Origin of the sequence: Xanthomarina sp. F1114 (genome assembly GCF_026410255.1) — a bacterium.
GTDB lineage: Bacteria > Bacteroidota > Bacteroidia > Flavobacteriales > Flavobacteriaceae > Xanthomarina.
Map to the genome: position 1 here is coordinate 244,938 of NZ_JAPMLL010000002.1, position 15,948 is coordinate 260,885.

The window sequence follows — 15,948 nt, forward strand, 5'->3', positions numbered from 1 at the left end:
TTTAATTATTTTATTTCTCTTTAAGAGAACTTAGTAATGACATTTACCACATTCTAAACCACCCATTTGAGCTACAGTAAGTTTTTCTACTCCATATTTCTTGGATAGTTCCTCATGTATTTTAGTATAGTATGCGTTGTCTTCAACTTTTACATTCGTGTCTCTATGACAATCAATACACCATCCCATAGTTAAAGGAGAGTACTGAGACATAATTTCCATAGTTTCTACTGGACCATGACAAGTTTGACACTCTAAACCACCAACTGTAACGTGTTGCGAGTGATTAAAGTAAGCGAAGTCTGGTAAATTGTGAATTCTAACCCATTTTACTGGTTGCGAATCGCCTGTATAAGATTGATCCTCATCGCTCCATCCGGCTGCCGCGTATAACTTTGCAATCTCACCATCGTAAAACTCTTTACTGTACTCATCTGTTGCAGTAGTTTCTGCTACTTCATAAATAGATTTATGACAGTTCATACAAACATTTAAAGATGGAATACCAGAGGTTTTACTTACCCTTGCTGAAGAGTGACAGAACTTACAATCTATCCCGTTATCTCCTGCGTGAATTTTATGTGAAAAGTGAATTGGTTGCACTGGTTGATATCCTTGATCAACACCTACCTGCATCATATAACCATAAACGAAATACCCACTAGTTAATAGCAAGAAAATAACAGCTACTAAGACTAAGAATTGATTTTGAACAAAGGCTCTCCAGATTGGTGTACGTTGTGTTTCTGTTACATCCACACCTTTAGCTTCTGCAAAACGGGTTAATGTACGCCTTACTAACAATAAAGCCATTGCTAATAATGCAAACAATAGTGCCAATGCACCTAAAATAACTTTGTTGGATATTCCAGAACCGGATGTAGTTGCTGCTCCGTCAGCCGCTCCTCCAGCTGCAGGCACTGCTGCCACTGTTTTTTCTTGGGCTGTATAAGCTAAGATATCATTAATATCATCATCTGACAATTGTGGAAAAGGAGTCATTGCTGCTCCTCCATATTCATCAAAAATCTTTTTAGCGTATGCATCTCCAGATTTAACAACAGCAGAACTGTTACGAATCCAAGCTGCAAGCCATTCTCTATCTAACCCTTCTTCGTCCTCTAGGATTTGCTCGATATTACGCAAAGCTGGACCTGTCATCTTTTTATCTAAAGCATGACAAGCAGCACAATTGGTATTGAATAAGGATTTTCCTTTATCCGGATCGCCGTCTTGAGCGAAAATCGAGGTTGAAAGTGTTAGAATAAAAATTAAACTTAATGTAAGTACATTTCTACTTAACTTACGGTCACTCACCTGTTTCATATTAATGGTTGAATTAACTTCTTTAGTTTGGTACGATTTTTTCACTTATGTAAACAAGAATTACAGTTATATACAATTGTAAAACCACTCGCAAAAGTAATATTAAAAGTCCATTTTAGAAATGTTAGCGAAGTGTTAATTGGTAATTTAGAGGTATTCTAAATAATAAATCACTATAAAAATTAGTTTATAACGCATACATTTGCATTAAACAACCTTGAAAATGAAAATATTGAACTATAAAAAGTCCGTTTACAGTCTTGGGTTTATGATCTTGATTACGAGCCTAAGTTTTGCCCAACAAGGCAGCGTAAATATCAATCAAGACAAAGAAATTAACCAATTATTAGCTTTAAAGAAGGAAATTAATACTTCTGAAAACACATCAGATAGGTATAAAATCCAGATTTATTCTGGAAATAGAACCGAGGCTGAAAAAAATCAAAGCAACTTTAAAGCATTAAATTTAGAAATGCCTTCAAAATTGGTATACGAAACTCCTAACTTTAAAATCTGGATTGGAAATTTTAGAACTAGCTTAGAGGCAGACAGAGCTTTGGCTAAAATTAAAACAACCTTTCCTTCTGCTTTTATCTTTAAACCAAAGAAAGAAAAAGAATAACACAAAAACCTGAAAGAATGCCTCATGTTTATCTACACTGAAACATCTGATAAGTTCTTTTTGTTTTAATTGCCAAGAGGATTTTTTTTGGCTTTATCTGACTTCTAGTTTTTATACATACCGAATTTATAAACATTAATTTTTGGACCTATAAGAAGTTCTATAAATTAAATTTATACACTTTATAAAATCAATTTTAGAGTTTATAACACAAAAAAAGACTGTCTAAATAGACAGTCTTTTTTAATTAATATTCTATAGTTTAAAGAAACTTATTTCAATTTCTTTTTAACTTCTACTTCATGGTAAGCCTCAATGATATCGCCTTCTTTGATATCGTTGTAGTTTTTAATTTGCATTCCACAATCGTATCCTTTAGCAACCTCTTTAACATCGTCTTTAAAACGTTTTAGCGAAGCCAATTCTCCAGTATAGATAACTACACCATCTCTAATTAAACGAACACCTGAAGTTCTATAAATCTTACCTGTTAATACCATACATCCGGCAATACTACCAATTTTAGAAACTTTAAAGATTTCTCTAATTTCTGCAGTTCCCGTAATCTCCTCTTTAAGTTCTGGAGACAACATTCCCTCCATAGCATCTTTAAGATCGTTTATGGCATCATAGATAATTGAGTACATTCTGATATCGATTTCTTCTTTATCAGCAATTTGACGTGCATTACCCATTGGTCTAACGTTAAATCCAATAATAATGGCATCGGAAGCAGTTGCTAACAAGACATCACTTTCTGTAATTGGACCAACTCCTTTATGTATGATATTTACTTGGATCTCTTCGGTAGATAGTTTCTGGAAAGAATCTGTCAATGCTTCAACAGAACCATCCACATCACCTTTAAGTATAATATTTAACTCTTGGAAGTCTCCAAGTGCGATTCGTCTTCCAATTTCATCTAAAGTAATGTGACGTTGTGTTCTAACAGATTGCTCACGTTGTAACTGAGTACGTTTTGTTGCAATTTGTTTAGCTTCACGTTCGTCTGCAAATACATTAAATCTATCTCCTGCCTGTGGCGCACCATCCAGTCCTAAAATAGATACTGGTGTAGATGGTCCAGCTTCAAAAACTTCGTTTGCACGTTCATCGTGCATAGCTTTAACTTTTCCACTATGTTTACCGGCAAGCACATAATCTCCAACTTTTAAGGTTCCTGCTTGTACTAAAATAGTTGATACATATCCACGACCTTTATCTAAAAAGGCTTCTACCACAGTTCCTTCTGCAGCTTTATTTGGATTCGCTTTAAGCTCTAATAATTCGGCTTCAAGCAATACTTTTTCCAGTAATTCTTTAACTCCGGTTCCCATCTTAGCAGATATATCGTGCGATTGGATTTTCCCTCCCCAATCTTCTACCAGTAAGTTCATCTGAGCCAGTCCTTCTTTAATTTTTTCTGGATTCGCTGTTGGTCTATCTATTTTATTAATAGCAAACACAATTGGCACTCCTGCTGCTTGCGCATGCGCTATTGCCTCTTTAGTTTGTGGCATGATATCGTCGTCCGCCGCTACTACAATAATTGCAATATCTGTAACTTGCGCTCCACGAGCACGCATGGCTGTAAAAGCCTCGTGACCAGGGGTATCTAAGAAGGCCATTTTCTGTCCGTTCTCTAATTGTACACCGTAAGCGCCAATATGCTGCGTAATTCCTCCAGACTCTCCAGCAATTACATTTTCTTTACGAATATTATCTAAAAGAGATGTTTTACCGTGATCTACGTGTCCCATTACTGTTACAATAGGTGCGCGTTCCACCAAATCTTCTGGTTTATCCTCAACTTTTTCAATAGCTTCTTCAATACCAGTGTTTACAAACTCTACCTGATATCCAAATTCTTCAGCTACTATACTTAAGGTTTCAGCATCCAAACGCTGGTTCATTGTAACCATCATTCCAAGCGACATACATGCCGAAATAATTTGAGTTACCGGAACATCCATCATGGTTGCCATTTCGCTAGAAGTAACAAATTCTGTTACTCTAATAATTTTGCTATCTTCTGCTTCGGCTTGTAAATCTTTAGCAGTTTGCTCTTTATGTTGGTCTCTTTTATCTCTACGATATTTAGCGCCTTTACCTTTACTAGATTTTCCTTGAAGTTTCTCTAATGTTTCACGTACTTGTTTTTGTACTTCTTCCTCGCTAGGCTCTTCTTTAACCGTGTTTCTTCTTCCTTTTCCAGCGCCAGATTTTCCTTTAAATCTATCGTTTCCACCTCTCGTATTACTTGTGTTTCCAGATCCTGGAGCACCCGCTTTACTTATTCTACGGCGTTTTTTCTTATTACCACTTCCTGCTTTATCAGATTTCTTCTTATCGTCAGTTTTCTTCTTAGGTTTATTAAACTGAGATAAATCTATTTTTTCTCCTGCAATTTTAGGACCTGAAAGTTTTTGGTATTGCGTTTTTAGCTTTTCGTCTTCCACAGGAGCATCTGTTGTACTAGTTGCTTCCTTTTTAGTTTCAGATTTAGCTTCAGCTTTAGCCTCTTCTTTTTTAACTTCAACTTTTTTAGTTTCTGTCTTCTTAGAGCTATCGTCTGCTTTAGGTTTTTCCTCAGATTTCTCTGCTTTCTTTTCCTTAGGCTTTTCAGCTTTTACTTCTGATTCCTTTTCTTTAGGTTTCTCTTCGGTTTTTTCTGAAGGCTTCTCTTTTGGCTTTTCAGCTTTTACTTCATCTTCCTTTTTAGCAGGAGATTCCGTTTCTTTTTTGGCTGGATCCAAGTCGATTTTACCAACTTGTTTTGGACCAGATAAATTAGCTTTAGCTTTTACAACTTCAGCTTCTTTAGCAGCCGCCTCAGCCTCTCTTTTCGCTCTAGCTTTTTCCTTTTCCTCAAGCTCACGTTCACGCTGTTCTTTCAGGGCTTCCTTTTCTTTCTGTTTTGCCTCACTAACTTCTTGAGATGCCATTTTTTTGTTGGCATCTGTTTGAAACTCGTCGGAAAGAACTTGATAAACCTCGTTTGAAATTTTTGTAGTAGGACGTTTCTCTATCTCGATGCCTTTGGAATCTAAGAATTCCACAGCACGATCTAAAGAAATGTTCAACTCGCGTAATACTTTGTTTAATCTAATTGTTTCAGCCATAAATTGCTTTAATATAACCTAAAAATATGTTATTCTTCAAATTCCTCTCTAAGAATTCTAATAACATCTATAATTGTTTCTTCTTCTAAATCTGTTCTTTTTACTAGATCTGATACTTCTTGTTCCAAGATGCTTTTGGCAGTATCTAATCCAGCTTTGCTAAACTCAGCAATAATCCAGCCTTCAATTTCATCTGAAAACTCTGATAATTCTACATCTTCTTCAGCACCTTCTCTAAATACATCTATTTCGTATCCAGTTAATTGCCCAGCTAAACGGATGTTATGTCCACCACGTCCAATTGCTTTACTAACCTCTTCTGGTTTTAAAATAGCTTCGGCACGTTTATTTTCTTCATCTATTTTAATAGAAGTAACACGGGCCGGACTTAGAGCTCTTGTAATATACAACTGTAAATTTGTTGTATAATTAATAACATCTATATTTTCGTTTCCTAGTTCACGAACTATGCCATGAATTCTAGATCCTTTCATTCCTACACAAGCTCCTACTGGATCTATTCTATCGTCGTAAGAATCTACAGCTACTTTTGCTTTTTCACCAGGAATTCTTACCACATTTTTAATAGTAATTAAACCATCAAACACTTCTGGTATTTCTTGCTCGAATAGTTTCTCCAAGAAAATTGGGGACGTACGAGACATGATAATAGCAGGTTTATTACCTTTTAATTCAACACTTTCTACTATACCGCGAACATTATCTCCTTTTCTAAAAAAGTCTGAAGGAATTTGTTTTTCCTTAGGTAAGATAATTTCATTTCCTTCGTCGTCCAACAAAATTACAGCTCTGTGACGAATATGATGTACTTCGGCTGTATAAATTTCTCCAACTAGGTCTTTAAATTGCTTATATATATTTGTGTTATCGTGTTCGTGTATTTTTGAGATTAAATTCTGTCTTAAGGCTAATATAGAACGTCGTCCAAGGTCTATTAACTTCACTTCTTCTGACACATCTTCACCAACTTCGAAGTCTGGTTCTATTTTGCGTGCTTCAGACAAAGATATTTCTTGGTTTGGATCTTCAACTTCACCATCGGCTACCACAACTCTATTTCTCCATATTTCTAAATCGCCTTTATCTGGATTTATAATGATGTCAAAATTATCGTCGTCTCCGAATTTCTTTTTTAAGGCATTTCTAAACACATCTTCAAGAATCGCCATTAACGTTACACGATCAATTAATTTGTCGTCTTTGAATTCTGAAAACGATTCAATTAACGCAAGATTTTCCATATCTTTTCTGAATTAAAATTTTATCATAACTTTTGCTTCAACTATATCTTTGTAGGCAATTTCTGCCTTATTCTGTACAGTAACTTTCCCTTTCCCAACTGGTTTTGGTTCTCTGGATTTCCACTCTACAACAATATGATTATCCGTTGCATCTTTAAGATCTGCTTTTATATCTTTATCGTTTGTTTTAATCTCTAAAGTCCTTCCAACATTTTTCTTAAACTGTCTTTTATTTTTTAAAGGCGCTGTTGCTCCGGCTGAAGCTACTTCTAAAGAAAAATCTTGTTCTTCTCTATCTAGATTATGCTCTATAGCACGGCTAATAAACATGCAGTCCTCTACGGTAACACCAGTATCTCCGTCAATTACAACTTTAATACTGTTATCTTCTGAAATAGATAAGTCTATTAAAAACAAATGCTGTTTTTCTTCTAAACCTTCTTTCAATAAATTTTCGACAGTTGTTCTAAACATTTCTTGGTATAAAAAGAGGGGACTTCACGTCCCCTCATATCTCTTAATTCTTACAACGGTGCAAATATACAATTTTTTATTGAAAAACAATAGCTGTATAACAATTTACTAATTGAAAGGAACATCAAACTGTTTAAAAACCAGATATCCTTGATTATTCATCCCATTTATAATTAAGCTTATTGCTGAAAACTCTTCTTTAGCCAATTTAATATAATTGGAAGAGTTTGGTCTTAATTTAAAATTAGGGATCCAGTCTATAGTACCGAATTTATCGATAGAATCTTGATTATTAAATACAAGATTGCTTTCATTAAAAGACTCTGTCATCCGTGAGAATCCAAATGATGTACTACTAGAGTAAACCTTATTTTTTTTCCTAGTTCTTTTAGTAGATTCTGACTCCATATAATCTTCTGGCTTCTTAAGCTCAACAATAACCACCCCATTTGAACCTCTAAATCCATATCCTGCTCCCGAGCGATTTAGCTTTACAGCCTTTACATCTTCTGCCATATAATCTTCTAAAGCAGAATAGCTAGATGGTATTCCATCGATAATTAATAGAGCTGTTATAGATCCATAGACCGTATTTATACCTCTATTTTTAAAAGTAAGAAGATATTCTACTTCAGGGTTAGTTGAGTCGCCAGGTTCCACTCTTAATGTTTTAAGCTCCGGAAACTGGTCTAAATATTCAAAAAGAGTACAGCCCATACAATCAATTTCGTCTTTAGTCTTTTGTCTTGTAGCTCCATTGCCCAATTCTCCCGGCATATCTACATAACCAAAATCCGGATACACTTCTTCCTCTTCCTTATTAGATTTTTTCCCGTATAGTAGAACCTCATCTAAGTTGCTACCCCGTTCTAAGGCTGCCTGAGTAACTGTTTTTGAATAACCTACTGTTTGTCGTATTTTCGAAATTTCTGTTTCTTGGTTTAAAGTTAAAATAGAGTCCACAGGATAGTTTGATACCTGTTCGTTTAATTCAAACTCTGCTTCTACAACTTGACCCGATGGGTTTAATAAAGCTAAATCAAACTGAGACGGATGATATAGCAACAAGTTATCAAAATAAAATTTATTACCATCTTCTAAAGGACTCATTAAGGCTAAGCCATTTTCTTTAGAGGTAAGCAATACCTGATACCCATACATCTTTTCACTTCTAGATTGCACTTGTCCAATAATAGAAACCCCGTTCTCCACACTTTTTATTGCTTTGTTTTTAGAAGTTTCTAGAATACTATCTTTAGGACTATAAATTTGTATTGAAAGATCAAGATCTTCCATACTTCTTATGTTTGGCACATAAGGTGATAACATAAATGCTTTATAAATTGTATTGGAGTTTTTATTTAAAACACTTTGCTTAGGCAAAATAGAAATACTTGTATTAGCTTGTATATAACTATTTGGCATTTTTAAATCGATAGTTAAAGAATCTTTGGTTTCCGCTACTTTAATCAGGTCTAACTCAACGTTTTTATTCTTGTCGTAAAAAAAGTATCTATTAGATAATAGCTTGTTATTCTTATTAAATAATGAGACAATATTTATACCATTAAACAAGCTTTCCGATGGTATATTTAATCTGTAATTGTTGACACTTTTATCAATTTTAAAAGGAATAACAGATCTACTGGTATTACCTCTATGTATTACTGCTAAAATTGGTTCGTTGTTATACGTATTAGCCGTTTCATTATTAACTCTAATTACTAAATCTACTCCTTTAGAATTTGCCATTTGGGAGTCGTAATGCACCACAAAACCTTCTTTTTGTGCTAATGGTAAATCTATTTTATACTCTTTTTCCCCATGTTGAATCTTAAAATAATAAGACTGATTAGGAAAATAATCGAAATTAACAGAACCTATACCTTCCCTATTCGTGCTAAAAGTATCTATTACAATTTCAGAATTTGCATTTATTAACTCTCCTTGACCACTAAATGGAATTCCATTAAAAAGGGCTTTATAAAACAAGGTGTTATTAGCTCTTGAAAGTAAAACATGACTTTCCGGATAAAACAACACTTGTAGTTTTGAAGACTCCTCTATTTGAGTTGACACAGTATCGACACTGGCGTTGTAATCAGGACTAGCTTTCTTGTCTCCCAAATTTAAAACTTGAATTTTAGTAATGTTCTTATTATCAAAATTTGTATTATAATAGGTGTCAAGCAATATATAACAAGGCCCAGTCTTTAGATTTTTATCTAATTTTATACTACCATTTACCATTCCTTCATCAACAAAAACCAATTGATGAATTAGCAATTTTCTATTAGAATCGTAAATACTTATATGCAAATTGGTGGTAATTTGACTTGGCTTATTTGTAACATCATCTACCACATAAGCTTTAAAGTTTATATATTCTCCAGAAAAATAGGTGGTTTTATTGGTGTGAAGAAAGAATTTCTCTTTTGGTTGATTTGAAAAACACTCGTTTGATTGTATAAAAGAATTTGCTTTTTGAATTAAGTCATTTTGGGAAAACCCAATAAAACTAAAAAACAGAAAAAGCCATAAGTAGTAGTGTTTCATAATAAGTAAGTTTTTAACACAAATTCATTTAGCTTAAAACTATTTGTATTAGGAGCACTTAAATATAGTAAATTTTTCATGTTTTTCTAGAAAAGCTATTCAGAAGCCGCATTAGTTTCGAAAAAACAAAAAGAGGAAGAAGAAAAATACATCAATTTGATAGCTTTGAAACCTCATAAGCTCAACAACTTCATCATTTAACGATTTTATTAATTTTCCTTTAGTTTCAAACGGTATTCCGTTTAGGAAAATTTTATAATACAATGTATTATTGGCTCTAGAAAGCAAGATATTACTTTCTGGATAAAACTCTACTTGAACACCTTTACCCTTGGCAACTTGCGCCTCTTCCACTACGCTCTTTTCCTCTATTGGCGGCTTTTGTTTATCTAATAAATTTAGCACTTGGATTTCACTGATGTATTTTTTATCAAAACTCGCATTATAGTTTGTGTCTAAAACTAAAAAGTAAGTTCCAGATTTTAATTCTTTATCTAATTTAACACTTCCGTTTACTGTACCATTTTCAACAAAAACCAATTGATGCTTTATTAATTTTCCATTACCCTCATAGATACTAAAATGAAGGTTGGTTGTGATATCGCTTGGTTCATCGGAGAAGTCGTCTACTATATATGCTTTATAATTTATATGTTCTCCCGAAAAATATGTGGTTTTATTAGTGTGTAAGAAAAACTTTTCTCTTTTATAGTTTTTAAAAACCTCATTGGATTCTAAAAAAGCGGTTGCTTCTTTTATTAATTGATCTTGCGAGAAACCTAAAGAGCAGATAAAACAAAAAGATAATACGTAAAGATATTTCATGAAAATTTAGATTTTCAACGTAAAATGTTCTATTTATAAAACAATTCACATTAGGAGCACTTAAATATAGTAAATTTTTCATATTTTTAAGAAAACCAATTTTTAACTAATTAATCCTAACCATGAAAAAAATTCTCGTACCCACAGATTTCTCTAAAGAGGCTGAAAATGCGTTAAAAGTAGCTGCCCAATTAGCTAAAAGATATGAAGGTGAAATATATTTAATTCATTTGTTAGAACTTCCATTATCTCAAATAGATGCTCTTAGTCAGCAAAGTGAATTACCTGAAGCTATGTTTTTCATGAAATTGGCCAATAAAAAATTCAAGGATGTTTTGTCCAGAGACTATCTTCAAGGCATTACAGTTCACGATACGGTTGACTTTAACCAAACCTTTTCTGGAATTTCAAAAATTGCCAAAGAAAACGGGATAGATTTAATTGTGATGGGATCTCATGGGGCAAGCGGATTTAAAGAAATGTTTATTGGTTCTAATACCGAAAAAGTAGTAAGAACAGCAGATGTCCCTGTGCTTGTAATTAAAAATGAACACAGACATTTTGCTTTAGATGATATTGTTTTTGCTTCAGACTTTAAAAAAGACAACAAAGAGACCTATAAACAAGCCTCCGAGCTAGCAGAAGCTTTCCATGCCAAACTACATTTATTAATGGTTAATACAGCTAGTAACTTTACAACCACAACAAAAGCAAATGCTAGAATTTTAGATTTTATAAAAGACTATGATTATAAAAATTACACTATTAATATATTTAATGATGAGAATGTAGAACAAGGAATCTTAAACTTCTCTCATATAATTAATGCAGATTTAATTGGAATAAGCACTCATGGAAGACAGGGAATTGCCCATTTTTTAAATGGTAGCATTAGCGAGGATCTGGTAAATCATTCTAAACGCCCAGTAATTACTTTTAAAATATAGTAAGACAGACAGCAATTTGCAGACAGTAACAAAAGAGTCTTTCAAATTAAATTTGAAAGACTCTTTTGTTACCCTAATCCGTTGTAGGGACAGGTCGCGACCTGTCCCTACAAATTAAAACAAAAAATCCCAATCAAATAAATGATCGGGATTTAAACATTACTGTTGGCCTACTAGGGCTCGAACCTAGACTCTTCTGGACCAAAACCAGACGTGTTGCCAGTTACACCATAGGCCATGATGCATTTGAGTTTGCAAATTTAAAACAAACTTTGATTTGCGCAAGTATTTTTTGAATAAAAATTTTTATTATTACTTAACGTTTCCTTAAAAGTATTTTAGATACCATATTATTTGTTAAATTCGCCTCGTTAACTAACATAGAATCTATGACACATTTAAGCTTTAAAAAATGGAATAACATATTAGGATGGTGTTCCTTTTTAATTGCATTAATAACTTATAGCTTGACAGTAGAGCCAACTGTAAGCTTTTGGGATGCCGGCGAATACATTTTAACTTCTGCTAAATTACAAGTTGGACACCCACCTGGAGCCCCGCTTTTTCAAATGTTTGGTGCCTTCTTTTCTATGTTTGCTATGGAGCCCAGCCAAATTGGTTTGGTTATGAACTTAATGAGTGCTGTAGCAAGTGCTTTTACAATATTGTTTTTATTTTGGACAGTAACACTTCTATTAACAAAGTTAGCAACCATTCATGGAGATTTTACTCAAAACAAACAAGTTGCTATTCTTGGAAGTGCACTTGTAGGGAGTTTAGCTTTTACATTTACAGATTCGTTTTGGTTTAGCGCCGTTGAAACGGAAGTTTATGCTATGGCTACCCTAATTATGTCTGTTCTTTTCTATTTAGGATTACGTTGGGAAAAAGACATGGATACCCCTCGTGGAAACAAATGGTTAATTCTAATTGCATTTATTATTGGTTTATCTTTTGGAGTCCATTTTATGGGACTTTTAACCATACCAGCCATTGGATTAATCTACTTTTTTAAAAACTACAAAACAGTTACTGTAAAGAATTTTATAATTGCCAATGTAGCTTCTGCCGCCATTTTATTATTCATTTTTAAACTGTTACTACCAAATGCTTTAAAAATATTTAGTGCTTCCGAAATCTTTTTTGTGAATTCTATGGGAATGCCATTTAATTCAGGAACCATCATTGCGGGCATTGTATTAATTGCAGCTTTCTACTTCGGATTAAAACACACACATCAAAAAAACTACAAACATTTAAATACAGGGATTCTGTGTTTGATGTTTATTTTTATAGGATTTTCTTCTTGGCTCATGCTTCCTATTCGTGCTAATGCTAATGTAGTAGTTAATGAGAATGACCCGTCTGATGCTCGAGAGCTTCTAGCTTATTACAACCTAGAACAATACCCCGAAACGCACTTATTTTATGGTCCTTTATTTACCGATCAATATTCTGGTTTAGATGAAAACGAGCCTTATATTGACGATAAACCAAACTATGAAAAAGATGAAAAAAACGGAAAATACGTTATTATAAACGACTGGAAAAACGCCAAACAAAACTATAATAGCGAACACGCCTCTATTCTCCCACGTATGTGGAGTCAGGAAAATGCCGTTAATTATATGCTGTTCTCGGGCTATTTAGATTTTAGGCTTAAGCCTGAATACCAAATGGAAAACGAGTTACGTAAAACTGTTGCCGAATTTAAAAACAATGTTTCTCAAGGCTTGGTAGATTACGAAGATTACCATACCTTTTTAAAACAATTTGGACAATATATCAAGGTTGAAAAACCGTCTTTAGCAAGCAATATTGCCTATATGCTAGAGTATCAGTTTGGTTATATGTATTGGAGGTATTTTTTATGGAATTTTGTTGGAAAACAAGATGACATTCAAGGAAGATACGACAACCATGGTAACTGGTTAAGTGGTATAAAACCTATAGACGAGTGGCATTTAGGCCTTTCGCAAGACAACCTGCCTAGCGATGTGAAAAATAATAAAGGCCGTAACACTTATTACTTTTTACCTTTAATTTTAGGGCTTCTCGGTTTGTTTTTCTTGTTTAAAACAGACAAAAAAACCTTTTGGGTTATGTTGGTCTTTTTCATCTTTACGGGAATGGCTATCCAATTTTACACCAACGTAAGGCCTTTTGAACCAAGAGAAAGAGATTATTCTGTAGTTGGTTCTTTTTATGTGTTTTCATTATGGATTGGGTTTGGAGTTTACGCCATTTTCGACTTTTTAAGAAAATACACAGTTTCAAAATATTTAGCACCTGTAATTACAATGGCATGTCTGGTTTTAGTTCCAGGAATTTTAGCTGCAAATAACTGGGACGATCATGATAGGTCTGGAAAATACACAGCTAGATCTATGGCTAAAATGTACTTAGATTCCTGTGCAGAAAATGCTATTTTATTTACCATTGGAGATAATGATACGTTTGCACTTTGGTATGCCCAAGAAATTGAAGGCTATAGAACAGATGTTCGTATTGTAAACACCAGTTTATTCCAAACAGACTGGTATATTGACCAAATGAAACGCAAGGCTTATGAAAGCGATCCTATTCCGTCTCAGCTAACTCATAACCAATACAGAGCAGGAACGCGAGATTATATCATGAAGAGAGAAATCTCTAGAGACACCATGATGATTAAAGATTTTATGGATTTTGTATCGAGTGATAATCCTAGAACCAAATTCAAATATATTTTAGAACAACAAGGAGAAGACGCCAGTTTCTATCCATCTCAATTGGTGAATTCTAATTACTTTCCGGTAGAAAATATCCGTGTTCCAGTTAACAAGGAAAATGCTCTAAAATATGGCATTGTAAAAGAAAAAGATGCAGACAAAATGGTGGATTATTTAGATGTTAAAATTACTGATAATGCCATCTATAAAAATCGTCTGTTAATGCTAGATATTATTGCTAATAACGATTGGAAACGCCCTATTTATTTTACGGGTGGCGCTTTTGGTGATGAAGATTATATCTGGATGAAAGATTACTTACAATTAGATGGTATGTGCTATAAGTTAGTGCCAATAAAAACTCCAGTAAATAGAGCCAATCCGTTTGATATGGGTCGTGTTGATGCTGAATTAATGTACGACAAAGTTGTAAAATGGGATTGGGGAAATAGTGGTAATCCAGATGTCTATCACGATGTAGAAACCCGTAAAAACTCCATAACTTACAGAGGGAATTTAGCACGTTTGGCTGAACAGCTTATTAATGACGAGAAATTAACAAAGGCTGAAGAAATAGCAGATATTGCCATGGATAATATGCCAGTTGAACTATTTGGATACTATACCTTATTAGAACCGTATATTGGAATTTACTATGAAGTAGACGCCGAAGACAAAGCGGAAAAGCTTTTTATGGATGTTTCTAGAAAGTATCAAGAAAACTTAATTTATTACAGTAAGCTAAAGGTTGATAAACAATACCAGTTATTGGAAGAGATATTAACTGATATAGAACGTTATAAAGGTATTTTGAATGTCTTACAGGACTACGACCCTGATTTCTATTCAGAACAAGCTAAAGTGTTTACCAATTACTTAAACCTATTTAGCCATTTTTACGAGGATACAGAAGCAGAAACTGCACCTCAACCAGATTTAGACAAGGTTCAAGAACAAGAGTTTGACAGCTTACTCCTAGACCTAAAAGATAATTAAAATATGGAATTTATTCCAGCCAAGCTTCCTCTGTTTATAAAAAGACTTTTTCCAAAATACACTTGGAATATGTCGACAGAGGAGCAGGTTTTATATCTCACTTTTGACGATGGTCCTACTCCCATAATAACTCCTTGGACTCTAGAGACCTTAGATAAGTATCAGGCAAAAGCTACGTTTTTTTGCATTGGAAATAATATTGAAACCCATCCTGAAATTTTTCTAAAGACTGTAGAAAAAGGTCATACCGTTGGAAACCATACTTACAATCATCCGCAAGGCTGGAAAACTTCAACTAAGGTTTATTTAGAAAGTGTCCAACAAACACAAGACATTATCGATTTTCAGCTTCAAAAGTCGGAAGTAAAGAATGACAAATTAGCCGTAAAAAAGCTCTTTCGACCACCTTATGGAAAAATAACAAAATCTCAAGGCCGTAGTCTAATGGCTTTAGATTATATAATAATAATGTGGTCTGTTTTAGCTGTAGATTGGAGTGACAACACCAGCAAGGAGCAAGCTTTAAAGAATGTTATTAAAAACGCTAAGAATGGTAGTATTGTGGTTTTTCATGATAGCGAGAAAGCTTCAGAGAATATGCAATATGCTTTACCACGCGTATTAGAGTATTTTAGCAAAAAAGGATATACCTTCAAAGCTATAGATGCAGATTTGATATAAAATTAAATGTATTCTTGAATAATTCCAATTAAGGCATTGGCATCTTTTTCGCCACTATGGCGCCATTTCATTTCGCCATTTTTATAAATAATTAATGTGGGTAAGCCTTTAACTCTAAGAGCTTCGGCCAGTTCTTTATTTTTATCCACATCAATTTTTATAACTTTCGCCTTATCTCCTAAGGCAGCTGCTACATCTCTTAGTACCGGATGCATAGCAACAGATTGATCATTCCATTCGGTAAAAAAATCAAGTAGAACTGGAATATCTACGTCTATAAGTTCCCCAAATTTTGACATACTTTTAAAGTTTTAAGTCAAATGACTATATACAAACCTACGTATTTTTTTGATAAATTATATATCCTGCTTGTAAATAGTAGTTTACACCAGGTTTAGATATAAAAGTAAGGCTTTTTATGTTAAA

11 protein-coding genes and 1 tRNA gene are annotated in these 15,948 nt (G+C 33.7%); 4 read left to right on the forward strand and 8 right to left on the reverse strand.

Annotated features, from left to right (window positions below; genetic code table 11):
- Positions 1-30 precede the first annotated feature (30 nt).
- On the reverse strand, positions 31-1,326 hold the full coding sequence (locus OS188_RS02455; RefSeq protein WP_267147263.1) for a c-type cytochrome: 1,296 nt from the start codon (positions 1,324-1,326) through the stop codon (positions 31-33).
- 223 nt (positions 1,327-1,549) lie between these two features.
- On the opposite strand from OS188_RS02455, the gene OS188_RS02460 reads away from it, so the two are divergent.
- Complete coding sequence (locus OS188_RS02460; protein WP_267147230.1) at positions 1,550-1,948, forward strand: SPOR domain-containing protein; 399 nt, start codon at positions 1,550-1,552, stop codon at positions 1,946-1,948.
- 272 nt (positions 1,949-2,220) lie between these two features.
- Here the strand turns inward: OS188_RS02460 and infB are convergent, their stop codons facing one another.
- From infB to OS188_RS02485, 5 genes are all read right to left on the reverse strand, one after another.
- Positions 2,221-5,070 carry a translation initiation factor IF-2 gene (gene infB / locus OS188_RS02465; protein WP_267147231.1) on the reverse strand — a complete coding sequence of 950 codons (2,850 nt, stop codon included), beginning with the start codon at positions 5,068-5,070 and terminating at the stop codon, positions 2,221-2,223.
- A gap of 29 nt (positions 5,071-5,099) precedes the next feature.
- A complete protein-coding gene (gene nusA / locus OS188_RS02470; protein WP_267147232.1) occupies positions 5,100-6,332 on the reverse strand; it encodes a transcription termination factor NusA in 1,233 nt (410 codons plus the stop codon).
- Positions 6,333-6,344: 12 nt separating this feature from the next.
- Positions 6,345-6,806, reverse strand: a complete 462-nt coding sequence (rimP, locus tag OS188_RS02475) for a ribosome assembly cofactor RimP (protein WP_267147233.1) — start codon at positions 6,804-6,806, stop codon at positions 6,345-6,347.
- Positions 6,807-6,914: 108 nt separating this feature from the next.
- The gene (locus OS188_RS02480; RefSeq protein ID WP_267147234.1) at positions 6,915-9,362 is read right to left on the reverse strand and encodes a hypothetical protein; all 2,448 of its coding nucleotides are present in this window, start codon (positions 9,360-9,362) and stop codon (positions 6,915-6,917) included.
- A 111-nt stretch (positions 9,363-9,473) separates the two neighbouring features.
- A complete protein-coding gene (locus OS188_RS02485; RefSeq protein WP_267147235.1) occupies positions 9,474-10,187 on the reverse strand; it encodes a hypothetical protein in 714 nt (237 codons plus the stop codon).
- A 122-nt stretch (positions 10,188-10,309) separates the two neighbouring features.
- Here OS188_RS02485 and OS188_RS02490 point away from each other — a divergent pair, with 122 nt between their 5' ends.
- Positions 10,310-11,134 carry a universal stress protein gene (locus OS188_RS02490; RefSeq protein ID WP_267147236.1) on the forward strand — a complete coding sequence of 275 codons (825 nt, stop codon included), beginning with the start codon at positions 10,310-10,312 and terminating at the stop codon, positions 11,132-11,134.
- Positions 11,135-11,299: 165 nt separating this feature from the next.
- Here OS188_RS02490 and OS188_RS02495 read toward each other — a convergent pair.
- A tRNA-Gln gene (locus tag OS188_RS02495) sits at positions 11,300-11,372 on the reverse strand.
- 151 nt (positions 11,373-11,523) lie between these two features.
- Here OS188_RS02495 and OS188_RS02500 point away from each other — a divergent pair.
- Both OS188_RS02500 and OS188_RS02505 read left to right on the forward strand, forming a co-directional pair.
- The gene (locus OS188_RS02500; protein WP_267147237.1) at positions 11,524-14,841 is read left to right on the forward strand and encodes a glycosyltransferase family 117 protein; all 3,318 of its coding nucleotides are present in this window, start codon (positions 11,524-11,526) and stop codon (positions 14,839-14,841) included.
- A 3-nt stretch (positions 14,842-14,844) separates the two neighbouring features.
- The gene (locus OS188_RS02505) at positions 14,845-15,522 is read left to right on the forward strand and encodes a polysaccharide deacetylase family protein (protein ID WP_267147238.1); all 678 of its coding nucleotides are present in this window, start codon (positions 14,845-14,847) and stop codon (positions 15,520-15,522) included.
- Positions 15,523-15,524: 2 nt separating this feature from the next.
- Here the strand turns inward: OS188_RS02505 and OS188_RS02510 are convergent, their stop codons facing one another.
- Positions 15,525-15,821 (reverse strand): thioredoxin family protein, encoded by a 297-nt coding sequence (locus tag OS188_RS02510; RefSeq protein WP_267147239.1) that lies wholly within the window; start codon positions 15,819-15,821, stop codon positions 15,525-15,527.
- Positions 15,822-15,948 lie beyond the last annotated feature (127 nt).